Source organism: Rhodothermales bacterium (genome assembly GCA_041391505.1).
GTDB lineage: Bacteria > Bacteroidota > Rhodothermia > Rhodothermales > JAHQVL01 > JAWKNW01.
Genome location: JAWKNW010000013.1, coordinates 54,756 through 69,310, shown reverse-complemented (window position 1 = coordinate 69,310; position 14,555 = coordinate 54,756). Strand labels below are relative to the sequence as shown.

The following is a 14,555-nucleotide window of genomic DNA, read 5'->3' as shown; positions in this document are numbered from 1 at the left end:
CCTGCCATGAAATCAACGTTGCATTCCCTCATCCGTCGACTTCCCGTCGTCGCCCTCGCAGGCGCCCTCGCGGTGCTGATGCCGGCGTGCGACACGGTGGAAGACGACAGCCCCGACCTCCGCGCCCTCACCGCGAACGAACGATCGCTGGTGACCGCCGGCAACGCGTTCGGGCTCGACCTCTACCATACCCTTTCCGCGGATGCGCCGCAGGACAATCTGTTTATTTCACCCGTGAGTGTCGCGCAGGCGCTCGGGATGACCGCGAACGGAGCCGCCGGGGAAACGCTGGACGAAATGGTCGCCGTGCTGGGCACCGGCTCCATGACCCTGCCGGAACTGAACCAGGCATCGCAATCCCTCACCGCCTTTCTGACGGGTCTGGATCCCCTCGTGCAGACCTCGATCGCCAACTCCATCTGGCACGAAGCGACGTTCCGGCCCGAAGCGGCGTTCATCGAAACAAACCGGACCTATTACGACGCGACGGTCAAGGCGCTGGATTTTGCCTCCCCTCAGTCCGTGCAAACGATCAACAACTGGGTGGCGGACAAGACCAACGACCGGATCGACGAGATCATCGATGCGATCCCACCCGAGGCGGTCATGTACCTGATCAACGCGATCTATTTCAAGGGGACGTGGACCTATCAGTTCAAGGAAGAGGCCACGCTGAACGAACCCTTTACAAACCGGGACGGGACGCAGGCGATCGCGCCGCTCATGCGGATGAAAGCCGAGGTGCCGTACCAGTCGCGCGACGCCTTCGACGCCATCGACCTCCCGTACGGCAACGGGCAATATCGCATGACCGTGGTGCTGCCGGCTTCCACCGCCTCGCTGCCCGAGCTGATCGCCGGCCTGGACGCGGATGCCTGGTCCGCGCTCGTGGACGGCTTCGCGCCGGCCGAGGTCAATGTCGTGCTCCCCCGCTTTCGCGTCGCGTATCAGCAGGCGCTCAACGACGCCCTGAAGGCGCTCGGCATGGAACGCGCGTTTGAGGGGGGCGTGGCCGATTTCTCCGGCATCGAGAAAGACCGCGGCCGCGAATTGTTTATCAGCCGCGTACTGCACAAGTCGTTCGTTGAAGTCAACGAAGAGGGCACCGAAGCCGCCGCGGTGACCGCCGTCGAAGTCGGGACGACCAGCGTAGGCCCCAACGATGGCCAGGAGATCTTCTTTCGGGCCGATCGCCCGTTCGTCTACGCGATCCGGGAGGCCCATTCGGGCGCCATCCTGTTCATCGGCACCCTGAATTCTCTGTAAGATGGCCTGAGCGTGCGCATTCGATTTCACCTGGCTGCCGCCCTCGCGTTTGCGTTCCTCGTCCTGCCGGCCCACGCCCAGAGCGGCCAGGGTGGATTTTCCGTGTCCCTGCGCCAGATCCCGCTCGATGAAGCGCTCGCCTATTTCTCACGTCTGACCGGCCAGGCCGTCTCGTTCGATCCGAGGCTGGTGGATGCCCGCGAGACCTACTGCGCCATCGAACAGGCCGGAGCGGAGGCCGTGCTGGCGTGCATTCTACGGGCGGCCGACCTCGATTACATCCGCCTCTCTTCCGGCACGTATGTCGTCGTCCCGCCCATCGAGCGCCAGGCGCAACGCGGAACGCTGCAGGGTATGGTGATCGACCGCCGCAGCGGCCGGCCGCTGGCGGATGCGCACGTGTACCTCGCCAGCGCCGAAGGCCGCATCGGCGCCATCTCGCGCGACGACGGGCAGTTCATCCTTCCACCGCTGCTGCCCGGTCGGTATGTCGTGATGTCGTCGTACGTCGGGTATGAGGACTGGCAGGATACGCTCACCGTGCACCCGGGCGCCGGCGGGTACGCCCGCATCGAGATGGCGTCCGAACCGGTGCTCTTTTCGCCGGTCATCGTAGACGGCATCCAGCGGTCGCTGCCTTCCGAGCGGCTTCTGCGCACCGAAATCTACGCCGGCGACACGCTCTCCCTCGCCCACACCGAGGCCGGAGCGCCCTTCGGCATGCAGCTCGCGTCCCTCCCGGGGGTGCGGATGAACGATGTGACGGCGGACATCCACATCCAGGGCGGCGAGGCCGGCGACCATCAACTCAAGCTGGACAACGTGCCGATCTTTCTGCCGCGCGCGCTGCCCGGCATCCTGGGTCCCTTCAGCTCGATCGCCATCGACCGGATCGTCGTCCACAAGAGCGGTTTCGATGCCGCCACCGGAAGCCACCTGGCCGGCGTCACCGAGGTCACCCACACCCTGGAAACCGAAAACACCTTCGATGCGCAGCTGGACCCCCTCGCGCTCAACGTGCGCCTGAGCCTGGCCACGCCGGCCCGCAGCCGGCGGAAGGCCAGCTTCATGGGCGCCTTCCGCAACAGCATCGACATGGCCTCCCGGCCGTACTGGCTGCGCGAGACGCTCAACAGCTGGGCCCAGCCGGACGCCTTCCTCATTCTGGCTCCGCTCCGCACCATCCCCCCGGGCGCCTCCTCGATCTTCGAAGATGTCCTGGCCATCGAGCAGGACCCCAACCCGACCTGGTCGTTTCGCGACGTCCACGCCGCGACGCGCATCTGGACGAGTCCGCTCAATGCGCTGCACGTTTCGTTCTACAGCGGTCACATGAAGTATGGCGGCGCGCTGCCCTCCCGCCTGAGCGCCCGCGTTCAGGAAGACTCCACGCCGTTCCAGCCCGAAAATTTCGCCGAATCCGTCGCCCTCGCGGTGGTCGATCAGTACGATGCGGTCACGAACGCCGGCCAGGCGACCTACAGCGCCGTGTTATCCGCCCACACCTTTCTGTCGCTCCAGGCGCGGTTCAGCCACCACGAGATGCGCCACGACTACACCCTGCTGGACAGCCTGGAGACACTCATCCCGGTCATCGATGCCGGCATACCGCCGCCCGGGGCCTCCGATTTCATCCTGCCCACCCACAACGAAGCCGACCTTTCGCGCATCCTCGAGACCGGGCTCGAGGCGCGCATCGAACACGCGTTCGATCGGCACTTCGTGACGGCCGGCCTCAGCGCGGTGTACGACGAGGGCCAGATGCGCCTCCTGCTGTCCGCCCAGGCCGATAGCGCGCTGGATTTTGTGTCGTCCGTGCCCACCGACCAGCTCCTCAAGAACCGCGTGGCCTCCACGACGAGCGCCTGGACGCACGCCGCCTTCCTGTCCGATCGCATGGACCTGGGCGACCACGGCGTGCTCGACGCCGGCATCCGGCTCTCCTACCTCCCCGCGCACGAAACCGCCTTTGCCGAACCCCGGGTGTCGCTTCGTTTCGACTGGCCCCTCGCCGGGGGAGGCGCCCTGGCGTGGCGCAGCGCGGCGGGGCTCTACCGCCAGTACCTCTCGCAATACGACGTCAGCACCTTCAACGCCGGCACGGTGCTTCCCTCGATGCGGGTATGGCTTCCGGTCGACCAATCCGTGCAGCCCCCCAAGGCCTATCATCTCGCTCAATCGCTCAGGCTGGATGCCCGCAACGGCTGGTCGGTCACGCTCGACGGGTACTACAAATGGCTCCCGCAGAGCGTCTCGCTGAACTACCTCTACATCGACCAGATCGGCGACATCGAGACGAACGCGTCCGCTTTTCGGAATGTGGCCGACCAGCAGCCGTTTCTCGCGGAGGGCAAGGCCGTCCATGCCGGCGGGTCCGCCGGCCTTTCTTATGCGAACGACCACTGGCGCTCCCGCATCGTGTATGATTACACGTATGCGCGCCGGCACAGTCCGCAACTTTTTGACGACCGCAAAACCACGCTGCCCTGGGTCGTGCCGCATCGCGTAGCGGCTTCCCTCGCGACGTCCGCCATCCGGCCGCTGATTCTTTCCATCCGGTGGAACGCCGAATGGGGGCGCAGCTGGGCCTTCCGCCAGGCTTATTATGATTATTTTGGCCAGTCGCGCACGTTAAACCGGTATCCCCCGTACGACCTCGGCGCCCCCGACCGGCACATCCTGAAACCCTACCAGCAGATCGATCTCAGCGCGGCGTACATCCAGACCCTGGGCCGCCATCGACTGCAAGCCAGATTAGAATTACTTAACATTGCAAATCGTAGGAACGAAGTAGACTGGCGTTTCGTTTTCGATACAGATCACTTCGAGAAAGAGGCCCGCTACCTCTATCCCCGCAATCTCTCGATCGCCGTTCGTTGGATCTGGTAGTTCCCTCCCGACTGCTGATCAGTCCAATATATTTTAAAGCCTTAATAACATTATCTTTACTTAGTAAGGCTTTCAATTGTATTTTTTGGACAATTAAAACCCAGTGCCGAAACGGATCTTAAAAACATCCGTTTGCTCCAGGCATCCTTCCCCCCATTCATGCCTGAATGTGCCGGACGTCATGCCGCCGGCCTCCTTTCGGGTGTGTTCACATACGACCTCCCTGCCCTATGATCATCACCACAGAAAACACCACGCATCCACTTCAGTTCTCGGATAGCTCCCCCGATACCCATACGGAAGAGCTGCTCAACCTGTGCGAGCACATCGGGTTCATTGCCGACCGCACGCGCACGGTGTTAAAGCATCGCCAGGACGCCGCCCCGAAGCGCTCGGGCACGGACATCGACCGCAACCTGCTCCATCTCCAGGCCCGCCTGGAAACGATCATGAGCCGGCTGCAGGGTACGGTGCCGCTGCTGGATTCGCTCGATGCGCCAACGGCGACAGTGAGCTGATCGCTTCGCAGCGCCCTGATACCGGCACCGGCCTGCAGCCCCGGTGCCCGTGATTCTCTCCTGGAAGCATCGCAGGAATGCGTCGGCCTTCGTCGAAGCGTTTCCGTACTGTTTTGTTCAGTTTCCGGTCAACGTCTCACCCTCCAGCGCCGCCTGTACGACGTGGATGCAAAACCGAGAAAGACCATGGTTACCTTACCTGCAAAACACACCGCGCCCCCCACGATCCAGTGTGATTGCTGCAGCAAACCGATCCACTTCGAGGACCTGACGCTTCTTCAGGACGAAGGAGCCGGCCTCGACGACCTCAACACCTATCATCTGCACGCCGGCTGCGTCGACACGTTTCTGACGCGCCAGGCCGGCCGGTGGAGCCGACTGCCCAAAACGGCCATCGACCACGGCTGGTTCTGGGCCTGAACAGGCTGAAGGTTCAAGGTTCAGCGTGCAGGACCGCATCGGCGCCCCTGTCCGCTAAACCTTGAACCTTCCTGTCTTAGCGGGACAGATAGAGATTGCGCATCTCGTACGGACGCTGGAAGTGCTCGTCCGTCAGCGCATCGACGAAGGCAATCGCCTCGCCCGTGCTCTTCATCTCAGGCCCCAGCTCCTTCGGCACATCCGGGAATTTATCCCACGAAAACACCGGCTCCTTGATGGCGAAGCCCTTGAGCTTCGAATCGAGCAGGCCTTTCGCGCGGAAATCCGCCAGCTTCTCGCCCAGAATCACACGCGTCGCGATGTTGGTGATCGGAATCCCGGTCGCCTTCGCCACGAAGGGCACGGTGCGGGATGCGCGCGGATTCGCTTCGATCACGTACACTACGCCATCCTTCACGACCAGCTGCACGTTGATCAGACCGATCACGTTCAGGCGGTTCGCGATCTCGGTGACGTAGCGCCGGATGGTCGCGATCGTTTCCTCGGACAGGCTGAAGGGCGGCAGCACGGCCGTAGAGTCGCCGGAGTGCACGCCGGCCGGCTCGATGTGCTGCATGATCCCCGAGATCCACACCTCGTCGCCATCCCGCACGGCGTCGGCGTCGATCTCCACGCCGTTCTCCAGAAACACATCGAGCAGGATCTGATTGTCGGGCATCAACTTCAGAATCTGGCCGACATACTGCTCCACCTCCTTCTTGTTGATCGCGATGCGCATGCCCTGACCGCCGAGCACGTAGCTCGGGCGGACCAGGATCGGGTATCCGATGCGTTCGGCGACCTCGATGGCCTGGGCGATGTTGCGCGCCGTGCCGAACCGCGGGTAGGGGATTTCAAGCTCCTTGAGGATCTCGGAAAACTTGCCGCGATCCTCCGCGTCGTCCATCCGCTCGAAGGACGTGCCCAGAATCGGGATGTCGTTGCGCACGAGGTCCGACGCCAGCTTGAGGGCCGTCTGGCCGCCGAACTGGACGATCACGCCGGCCAGGCCTTCCTGCTCGTGCTCGATGATGTTGTGGACGCGCTCCCAGAATACCGGCTCGAAATACAGCTTGTCCGCGATGTCGAAGTCGGTGGACACCGTCTCCGGGTTGCAGTTGATCATGATCGCCTCATAGCCCATTTCGCGCGCGCCGAGCACGCCGTGGACGCACGAGTAATCGAACTCGATCCCCTGCCCGATCCGGTTCGGACCGCTGCCCAGGATGATGACCTTCCTGCGATCCGTCGCGATGCTCTCGTTCGCGGATTCGAAGCTGGAGTAGTAATACGGCGTCTGGGCGGGAAATTCGCCGGCGCAGGTGTCGACGAGCTGGTAGGTCGGGATCACGCCGAGGCTCTTGCGATGGACGCGGACCTGATCCGCCGTGACGTCGTCCTTGACCAGAAAGGCGATCTGGACGTCCGAGAAGCCATACTGCTTCACGCGCCGCATGAACGGCTGGTCGATCTCGTCCAGCATGCGTTCGCTGATCTCATCCTCGATGCGGACGATGTCCTCGATCTGGCAGAGGAACCAGCGGTTGATGCTCGTGATGTCGGACACTTCCTCGACCGACGCGCCCAGCTTAAACGCGTTCCGGATCTGGAGCGTGCTGTCCCAGTAAGGCCGCTGGAGGCGCTCGCGCACATCGGCGCGCGTGGTGTCGTCGCGGTCGCCGCCGAGGCCGGCGTACCCGATCTCCAGGCTTTGCCAGGCTTTCTGGAGGCTTTCGGGGAAGGTGCGGCCGATGGCCATCACTTCGCCCACCGCCTTCATCTGGGTGGTCAGTTCTTCGTCGACGCCCTCGAACTTGTCGAAGTTGAAGCGCGGGATTTTCGTGACGACATAGTCGATCGACGGCTCGAAACACGCACTGGTCGTGCCCGTCACATCGTTCGGCAACTCGTCCAGCGTATACCCGACGGCGAGGCGCGAGGCCACCTTGGCGATGGGGTACCCGGTCGCCTTCGACGCGAGCGCCGAGGAGCGGGATACGCGCGGGTTGATTTCGATGGCCACCATCCGGCCCGTTTCGGGCTGAACGGCAAACTGGACGTTGCAGCCGCCGGCGAACGTCCCGATCGAGCGCATCATGCGGATGGCCGAATCACGCATGTACTGGAATTGTTTGTCGCTCAGCGTCTGCGCCGGCGCCACGGTGACCGAGTCGCCGGTGTGCACGCCCATCGGGTCGATGTTTTCAATCGAGCAGACGATGATGACGTTGTCGTTGGCGTCGCGCAGCAGCTCCAGCTCGAACTCTTTCCAGCCGAAGAGGCACTCTTCCATGAGCACCTCGTGCACCGGCGACATTTCGAGGCCGCGCGTCACCTTGCGGTCGAATTCGTCCATCGACCAGACGATGCCGCCGCCCGTGCCGCCGAGCGTGAACGACGGCCTGATGACGACGGGCAAGCCGCCCAGCTCCTGCGTGATTTCCTTGGCTTCGAGCAGGCTTTTGGCTACGCGGCTGCGCGCCTGGTCGATACCGATGCGCTCCATCAGGTCGCGGAATTTCTGGCGATCCTCCGTGATCTCGATCGCGTCGATGTCGACGCCGATCACATCGATCCCCATCTTCTCCCAGTAGCCTTCTTCGTGAAGCCGCTGGGCGAGGTTCAGCCCGGTCTGGCCGCCCATCGTCGGCAGCACCGCATCCGGTTTTTCGATTTCGACGATGGCCTTGATGGAAGCCGGCGTGAGGTCGCGCAGATACACGGCGTCGGCCGTCATCGGGTCGGTCATGATCGTGGCCGGATTCGAATTGATCAGCACGACCCGGTATCCTTCGGCGCGGAGGGCGCGGCAGGCCTGGGTGCCGGAGTAATCGAATTCACAGGCCTGCCCGATGACGATCGGGCCCGAGCCGATGAGGAGGATGGTTTTTATGTCCGTTCTTTTAGGCATGGGTATCAGGGCCCGTCGCGCGGGCACACGTTGCCATCAACATGGCGGGTTGGTGAAAGCCACGAATCGTCCTGGGCGGCCAGGAGGTCACGCCGTGCGTGTCTTACATCGACGCGTAGACGCCGATCGATTTAGCGCGCGCGCCGGCGCGTCCGCTGGCGGCGATGTCCTGCATGAACTCATCGAACAGGTAGGCGCTGTCGTGCGGGCCGGGCGACGCCTCCGGGTGGTACTGCACCGAAAAGCCCGTGAACGTCTTGAATCGAAGCCCCTCCACGGTGCGATCGTTCAGGTTTATGTGCGTCGTATGGGCCACGCGCTCGGCGACGGATTCGGCGCGGACGGAGAATCCGTGATTCTGCGTGGTCACCTCGACGCGGCGGGTAGCGAGGTTCTGCACCGGATGGTTGGCGCCGCGGTGCCCCACGAACATCTTGAACACGTCGATGCCCTGCGACAGCGCCATGAGCTGATGCCCGAGGCAGATGCCGAACATGGGAATGCCCGTCGAGGTCGCCTCCTTCACCGTTTCGATCACGTCCTCCATGGCGCGCGGGTCGCCGGGCCCGTTGGAGAAAAAGAGGCCGTCGGGCTGCCAGGTTAATACGTCTTTCAGCGGCGTATTGGCCGGATAGACGCGCACTTCGCAGCCGCGCGCCTTGAACATGCGCAGGATGTTCAGCTTGACGCCGAAATCGAATACGGCGATGCGGGGCCCGTCGCCTTCACAGAAGAGGTAGGGCGATTCCGTGGTGACGCGCGAAGCCAGTTCGAGGCCATCCATCGAGGGCCATTCGCGGGCGCGCTGGACCAGGCTGGCGTCGTCGAGATCGACGGACGAGATGATCGCGTTCATCACACCCTTGTCGCGGATGTGGCGCACCAGGAATCGGGTGTCGATGCCCGAAATCCCGACCAGCTCGTGCCGGCGCATGAAATCTTCCAGGGATTCGTCAGCCAGCGGATTCGCGTAGCGGTAGGTAAAGGAGCGCACCACCAGGCCGGCGATCATCGGACGCCGGGCTTCCATGTCGATATCGAGCGCGCCGTAGTTGCCGATATGCGGGTACGTCATCATCATGACCTGACCGTGGTAGGACGGATCGGTCATGATCTCCTGGTAGCCGGTAATACTTGTATTAAAACAAAGCTCACCCCCCGTTTCGCCGATATGTCCGATGGCGTAACCGGACACGACGGTTCCGTCGGCGAGCGCGAGCTTGCATGGTTTCGGTTGTGTGGGATTGGCGATCTGGTGCATGTCGTTGTCAGGCAGCATTCAGGGTTAGGGCCAGAACGTACAGATACAAAAAAACCCTCCCGAAAAAACGAGAAGGTCTCAGCCAAAAATACGGCCGCTTTTCCATTTAAACTTGTCCAGCGGTATCGGCAAAACGTGCGTCAAGAGGCCAGTAAGTGGGTTTTGATGATCGGATCGTAAGGTACGAACCATCCAAATTGCGATCAACCACAAAACGCGGGCAGCCGCATTCCGTTTCGTCAAGAAACTGCTGATTTGCTTTGAAGTATCTACCGGGCACGCCTCCTCCGGCGCATGGATCGCTCGCCTGGAGTTCGGATTTTGGTTCGGATTGTAGTTCGGATTCCAGCGCCCAGAACGCCTCCAGGGCCCCATCGATTTGCGTCTCCATCGGACATACGACGACACGACGGCCTACCGCCTGAGGGTGCTATGCAGCATCCTGGCGAGCCAGCTGGTCCTCTGGGCGCTCTTCCGCTTCTGGCCGGCCATCCAGCCGTCGACCGATCCGGAGGCCCTCTATCACACCTCGGGCCAGGAAGTGATTCAGATGGAGGAAATCCTCCCCACCCGCCAGCAGCAGCGCAAACCACCTCCGCCGCCCCCCACCATTCCGGTCGTCGTGCCGGACGATGTGGTGCTCGAAACGGAACTCCTGATCGAAGACCAGATGCTGGTCCTGGAGCAGTACGGTGAGGATGAAGACGCCGTCGAGGGACAGGCCGGCGCCGGCCCCCCCTCGTTTCAGGCCCCCTCCGTCGGCCCGAAACCGCTCCGGTTCGTCGAACCCGAATACACCCGCGACGCGCGGCGCAACCGGGTTCGGGCGGAAGTGGTCGTCCAGGTGCTGGTGGACGAAAAGGGAGGCGTCAGGGAGGCATCCGTGCTCGAGCGGTTTTTGCTGAGCGGCTCGAACGACGAAAAGCAGGCGGTGCCGGCCCTCAACTACGGCCTGGAAGAGTCCGCCCTCGCCGCCGCCCGGCGCTGGATGTTTCAGCCGGCGAGAAAGGATGGTCAGCCCGTGCGCAGCTATACGACCCTCACGTTCCGCTTCGGGGTCTAGAGGAAGGAGATCGGGCGTTCCCGGTGTTCGCCTTACACTTCGAACTACACGCGCGCCTCGCCCTCGCCGACGGGCGTGAAATAGGTCGTCCCCGGATGACGGAGCGTGGTGATCACGCGGATCAGCTCGTCCAGATGCGCCGGGTTGTTGACAAAGTCGATGTGGGTCGCCTTGATGATGAGAAGCGGGCAGCGGGTGAAGCGGAAGAAATAAAAGTTGTAGGCCTCGTTCAACGACTCGATGTACGACCGGCTCATGCGCGCCTCATAGCTGCGCTGCCGCTCGTCGATGTTTTTCATGAGGCGTTCGGTGTTCGACTGGAGGTAGACGACCAGATCCGGCACCGCCGTGGTCATCTGCATCTGGTTGAACAGGGTTTCGTACAGATGCAGCTCATCCCCCTGGAGGTTGAGATGGGCGAAGATGCGGTCCTTGTCGAAGATATAGTCGCTGATGACGACCTGGTGGAACAGGTCGCGCGCGAGGAGCGCCTTCTGCTGGCGGAACCGGCTGGCCAGAAAGCTGAGCTGGGTTTGAAAAGCCCACCGCTTCTTGTCCTCGTAAAAACGCTCCAGAAAGGGGTTTTGCTCGAACTCTTCGAGCACGAGTTGCCCGTTGAAGCGCTCGGCGAGCCGTTTCGCCAGCGAGGTCTTTCCGGCCCCGATCACCCCTTCGATCACGATGTAGCGCAGATCGTCGCGCAGCGGGTACCGTTCCGGCTCGACCGCGTCCTGCGTTTCGTCGGTATGTGCGTCGGCGTCGTTCATGCGTCGATGGTGGATTTCCGGTTATACTAGGCCGTTCGGGGGCGCCTAGTCAAGCAGGCTTTCCGAGAAAAGAGAAAGCTTACCCGGATCTTCGCACTGCGCGAGCAGCGCATCGACGCGTGCCGGCGTGGGACCAGGAACGACATAATCCGGCGCGATGCGCGCCCACGGCTCGAGCACGAAACGTCGCTCGGCAAGGCGGGGATGCGGCAGCGTCAGGGCGTCCGAGCGGACGACCTGGTCCCCGAACGAAAGCACGTCGAGATCGAGGGGTCGCGGAGCCCAGCGCGTTCCATTCCGGACCCGGCCGGCTTCCCGCTCGATGTCGAGCAGCAAGGCCAGCACCTCGTCGGGCTCCATCGGCGTGCAGATCCGGATGACCGCATTGAGATAGTCCGGCTGCGACTCCCCCCCGCTGAGCGTCATAGCCGGCGACTCGAACACCGGCGATCCACCGGTTACGCAGATGAGCGGGTGGTCTACCAGCCGGCGTATCGCAAAACGCAGCATTTCCAGGCGATCGCCCAGATTGGAGCCAAGCGCGATATAGGCGGTCGCGACGGGTTCGGCCATGTGTTCGGGAATCGCTGGGTGGATGGGGACGGATGTAGACGCCCGAAACTCCGCATCGTTTCTTTCCCGAGAGGGCGCCCCTGGAGACCATAAAAAAGGCGAGCCGTGTCCCTCGGCTCGCCTTTTTTATCCCTGGAGCAAAGCGCTTATTTGGCGAAAACCATCGTGCGGCTGCTCGTGAAGTTCGGCGTCGAGATCCGGTAGATGTACGAACCCGAGGCTACTTCGCGTCCGTCGTCGCCCGTGCCGTCCCACGTAATCGCGTGGATGCCGGCGTCGAGCTGATCCTGCACGAGCGTGCGCACGCGCTGACCGAGCAGGTTGTAGACCTCGAGGGTGACGTCGATCGGTTTCGCAAGCGAAAAACGAATCGTCGTGCTCGGGTTGAACGGGTTCGGATAGTTCTGCGACAAATCGAACGTCGCCGGCACCGCGTCGTCGTTCGTGGCGACACGCAACTCGCCCGCCGTGTCTTCGCTTACCGATGCCAGCGCGGGGGCATCCCGGCCCACGTTCGGCGCCGTGCCGGCCATCGCCAGGGCGGGGCCATTGGTCGACAGGAACGTGGTGATCGGCGAACCGCCGGCCGCGCCCACCGCGGGCAGTTCGGCCAGCAGCGTGATCCCGTCGATGTCGCTATGGCCGTTCGGAATGAACAGCTGCGGATGATCGAACGGCGCCGCCTGGTTCCGCACCCGCTCGTCCGTGAGCGAACGCAGGAACGCGACGAGATCCGCGATATCCTGCGAGGTCATGCCGATCGGGGCGATGTCCGCGTCGAGCGTGGCCAGGTTCGCGGCGGCGAAATCGCCCCCGCGATTGTAGAATTCCACCACCTGCGTCAGGTTGAGCTGGCCGCCGTTATGGAAGTAGGGCGCCGTCAGTTCGACATTGCGCAGCGTCGGCGTCTTGAAGGCACCGGGAGAGTCCATACCTTCGCCGAGGGCACCCGCCGGCGGGTTGAGCTCAAACCCGCCGCCGATGCCGCCACCCGGGACCCCTACGCGGGTGTCGCGCCGGCCGGGCTGAAGCAGCTCCATGTCGGAAAACGACAGCGGATTCCCGAAGGGATCCTTGCCCCCGATGCCGATGTCCTCGGCCGTCGGGCGCACGCCGATGTTGTAGAAGCCGAGGTCGTAGATGACCGGCGGCACCTGCTGCATCGTGCCCATGAGCGCGCCATCCACATACAGATCGTAGAAGCCGACAGGCAACAGATCGATCGTCGTCGCGAACTCATACGCGCAATCGGCCGTCAGAGTGAAGTCGGCCGCGGCGGTCGCGCCCACCGCCGTCACGAGCGGCGACGCCGTCATCACGAGCGCCTGCGCATCGGTGGTGCAAACCCCGGTCTGCGGGAACGGCTGCGGCGTGCCGGGCATGAGCCCCGAGAACAACACATCCGTCGTGCCGCTGTTCGTGACTTCGAGGAACGTGCCTCGCGGATCGAACGTGAGCGGAATGATCACCTCGCCGGGAGGCGGCGGCGGCACCGGTCCTGCTGTGAAAAGCAGCGTGGCCAGCGCGGCCCCGAAGGCGGCCTGCATCCGCTCGAAAATGGCCTCGGGCGGCGCCGGAGGCGCATCGAGGACCAGACCGATCTGGTTGGTCGTGGCCGACGTAAAGACCGAGCCGGCATGACACACGATGCACGCGCCCACGGGCACGGTCGGGTCGAGACCGACGTTCAGGAAGATGTTCAGGCCGCGCTGCTGCTGCGCCGTCAGGGCGTTCAGGTTGCCGCCGGCGAACGCGTCGAACGGCGTCTGATCCGAGACGAGCTCCTGCTCGTAGGCCTGTACCGCCAGCCCGAAGAACAACGAGAAGTTGGCCTCCATCACCGTGAACTGATCGGAGTTGGCCGGCGTGCCGCTCTTGCCCACCACCGGAATCAGTGTACCGTTGGAGGCCGTCCGGAAGGTGATGATGCGCGCGGAGTTCCACCACTGGGCGTTGAACGCGGCCTTCACCATGTCGGCATAGGTCGTATTCAGACCCGGCTGGCCGGGACCGTTCGACAGGCTTCCGAGGAAGGGATCCGTCGGATCGACGATCTGCCCCGCCAGCGGCACCAGGTTGGGGTCCAGCAGCTTCTTGCCTACCTTCCCCCAGTTGCGCCCGGCGGCCGACATCTCGAAGTCGCTCAGCACCGGCCCGACCGCCTGTGATGCCAGACTGGACAGCATCAACAGGACCTTCGTCGCCCGGGCATTGGTCCCCTGCGCTTTGACCACCATGGCCTGCGTGTCGCGGTTGCCAAAGGGATTCACCCCGTTGAAGTTGTTCGACGCCCGGCCATCCCAGAAATTGCGGAAATTGAAGACCGCGTTCACGGTAGAGGGCGTATTACGCGGCTCGACGCGGCGCGTATTCCACGAACCGTTGTTGAACGGCGCGTCGTTCGCGATCGTCGTGATGTCGTCCACCCCGCTACCCGGTACGATGTCGTTAAAGATCGAGCCGGCGATCCCCTGCGATGAAGCGACCTCGTTGTAGTCGTGCTGCACCGCGGAAGCGGCGTCCGCAGGATCGGCGAGTTTATGGAACGGATAATCGCCCGCCTTGAGCTGGTAATTCGGTCCACCCAGCTGGTAGCTGGTGTCCCCCCCGTTCAAACCGGGGTTGAGCTGGTTGAGCGAACGGGAGTCGATGCCTGCGGCGAAGTGACAACTCGCGCACGCCTGGACCCCATCGCTGCCCACCTGCATATCCCAGAAAAGCGCCTTGCCCAGCTGGACGAGCGCCTGTTCATCGATGACGAACTGCGAATACGGGACCTTCTTGTTATTGATCAAATTCGACAGGTTCGGATCGATGGCCGGCAAGTTGTCCGGCCCCGGCACCGCCAGCGTACTCAACGGCGGCGGGGTGCCCACAGGCACCTGAG

The 14,555-nt window shown here is 63.2% G+C and carries 10 protein-coding genes; 5 read left to right on the top strand and 5 right to left on the bottom strand.

Annotation, left to right across the window (positions count from 1 at the left end):
• The first annotated feature begins 6 nt into the window (after positions 1-6).
• From R2834_13670 to R2834_13655, 4 genes are all read left to right on the top strand, one after another.
• Positions 7-1,266: a serpin family protein gene (locus R2834_13670; GenBank protein ID MEZ4701380.1), complete on the top strand. Its 1,260-nt coding sequence runs from the start codon at positions 7-9 to the stop codon at positions 1,264-1,266.
• Positions 1,267-1,278: 12 nt separating this feature from the next.
• A complete protein-coding gene (locus R2834_13665; protein ID MEZ4701379.1) occupies positions 1,279-4,155 on the top strand; it encodes a carboxypeptidase regulatory-like domain-containing protein in 2,877 nt (958 codons plus the stop codon).
• Between the two features lie 230 nt (positions 4,156-4,385).
• Positions 4,386-4,673, top strand: coding sequence for a hypothetical protein (locus R2834_13660; protein ID MEZ4701378.1), 288 nt, complete (start codon positions 4,386-4,388; stop codon positions 4,671-4,673).
• Positions 4,674-4,859: 186 nt separating this feature from the next.
• Positions 4,860-5,093 (top strand): hypothetical protein, encoded by a 234-nt coding sequence (locus R2834_13655; GenBank protein MEZ4701377.1) that lies wholly within the window; start codon positions 4,860-4,862, stop codon positions 5,091-5,093.
• Positions 5,094-5,169: 76 nt separating this feature from the next.
• On the opposite strand, the gene carB is transcribed toward R2834_13655, so the two are convergent.
• Together carB and carA are read right to left on the bottom strand one after the other, a co-directional pair.
• Positions 5,170-8,004 carry a carbamoyl-phosphate synthase large subunit gene (gene carB / locus R2834_13650; protein MEZ4701376.1) on the bottom strand — a complete coding sequence of 945 codons (2,835 nt, stop codon included), beginning with the start codon at positions 8,002-8,004 and terminating at the stop codon, positions 5,170-5,172.
• A gap of 103 nt (positions 8,005-8,107) precedes the next feature.
• Positions 8,108-9,265 (bottom strand): glutamine-hydrolyzing carbamoyl-phosphate synthase small subunit, encoded by a 1,158-nt coding sequence (gene carA / locus R2834_13645; GenBank protein ID MEZ4701375.1) that lies wholly within the window; start codon positions 9,263-9,265, stop codon positions 8,108-8,110.
• A 379-nt stretch (positions 9,266-9,644) separates the two neighbouring features.
• Between carA and R2834_13640 the strand changes: the two genes are divergently transcribed.
• Positions 9,645-10,328 carry an energy transducer TonB gene (locus R2834_13640; GenBank protein MEZ4701374.1) on the top strand — a complete coding sequence of 228 codons (684 nt, stop codon included), beginning with the start codon at positions 9,645-9,647 and terminating at the stop codon, positions 10,326-10,328.
• 44 nt (positions 10,329-10,372) lie between these two features.
• Here the strand turns inward: R2834_13640 and R2834_13635 are convergent, their stop codons facing one another.
• The 3 genes from R2834_13635 to R2834_13625 all read right to left on the bottom strand — a co-directional run bounded on the left by R2834_13635 (position 10,373) and on the right by R2834_13625 (position 14,526).
• Positions 10,373-11,095 (bottom strand): deoxynucleoside kinase, encoded by a 723-nt coding sequence (locus tag R2834_13635; GenBank protein MEZ4701373.1) that lies wholly within the window; start codon positions 11,093-11,095, stop codon positions 10,373-10,375.
• 45 nt (positions 11,096-11,140) lie between these two features.
• Positions 11,141-11,668: a 2-amino-4-hydroxy-6-hydroxymethyldihydropteridine diphosphokinase gene (gene folK, locus R2834_13630; GenBank protein ID MEZ4701372.1), complete on the bottom strand. Its 528-nt coding sequence runs from the start codon at positions 11,666-11,668 to the stop codon at positions 11,141-11,143.
• Between the two features lie 146 nt (positions 11,669-11,814).
• Positions 11,815-14,526: a cytochrome c peroxidase gene (locus R2834_13625; GenBank protein ID MEZ4701371.1), complete on the bottom strand. Its 2,712-nt coding sequence runs from the start codon at positions 14,524-14,526 to the stop codon at positions 11,815-11,817.
• Between the last annotated feature and the right edge of the window lie 29 nt (positions 14,527-14,555).

What these genes read in the sequence shown, in the direction of transcription:
- R2834_13635 (MEZ4701373.1), bottom strand. Translation starts at nt 11,095, where the DNA reads ATGAACGACGCCGACGCACATACCGACGAAACGCAGGACGCGGTCGAG.
- R2834_13670 (MEZ4701380.1), top strand. Translation starts at nt 7, where the DNA reads ATGAAATCAACGTTGCATTCCCTCATCCGTCGACTTCCCGTCGTCGCC.
- R2834_13660 (MEZ4701378.1), top strand. Translation starts at nt 4,386, where the DNA reads ATGATCATCACCACAGAAAACACCACGCATCCACTTCAGTTCTCGGAT.
- carA (MEZ4701375.1), bottom strand. Translation starts at nt 9,265, where the DNA reads ATGCACCAGATCGCCAATCCCACACAACCGAAACCATGCAAGCTCGCG.
- folK (MEZ4701372.1), bottom strand. Translation starts at nt 11,668, where the DNA reads ATGGCCGAACCCGTCGCGACCGCCTATATCGCGCTTGGCTCCAATCTG.
- carB (MEZ4701376.1), bottom strand. Translation starts at nt 8,004, where the DNA reads ATGCCTAAAAGAACGGACATAAAAACCATCCTCCTCATCGGCTCGGGC.
- R2834_13655 (MEZ4701377.1), top strand. Translation starts at nt 4,860, where the DNA reads ATGGTTACCTTACCTGCAAAACACACCGCGCCCCCCACGATCCAGTGT.